Genomic DNA, 371 nt, shown 5'->3' with positions numbered 1-371 from the left:
GTCGTGGGTCGACATGGAACAAACGACGATATTCCGATGTACGTTCATGTTGGGGGAGGCGTCTTTGAATTGAGCGGTTTGATGCACGGCGGTGAGTTCATAGTTTCGCACGAAGCAGCTACAAAACACCAAGAGGCAATCGAGAAAATCAATGCTGAGAAAGGTGCGGCGGGAGAAATGCCCCTGCGCTACTCCAGCAAGACATCAGTCATCAACACAAACCTAATGCCACCGGGGGGCGGTCTTTGGATCAACCATGGCCAGTTCATCGTTAATTGGTTTGCCACCGCGAAGCACCTTGAAACGCTCGAACAGCTGAACGCAGATGGCAATCCCGATAGCTTCCTGTCGATCGGCCTGCCCTTGTAACG

At 52.6% G+C, this 371-nt stretch carries 1 protein-coding gene; it reads left to right on the top strand.

Features of this window, described 5'->3' with window-relative positions:
• The coding region (locus EOA13_RS37755) for a hypothetical protein (RefSeq protein WP_206535400.1) at window positions 1-369 on the top strand (369 nt) is incomplete at its 5' end.
• Window positions 370-371 lie beyond the last annotated feature (2 nt).

It is taken from the genome of Mesorhizobium sp. M7A.F.Ca.US.011.01.1.1, assembly GCF_003998295.1.
In the GTDB taxonomy this organism is placed as follows: domain Bacteria; phylum Pseudomonadota; class Alphaproteobacteria; order Rhizobiales; family Rhizobiaceae; genus Mesorhizobium.
Note: the sequence above shows the minus strand (reverse complement) of the source record. Positions and strands in the feature narration are given on the sequence as shown.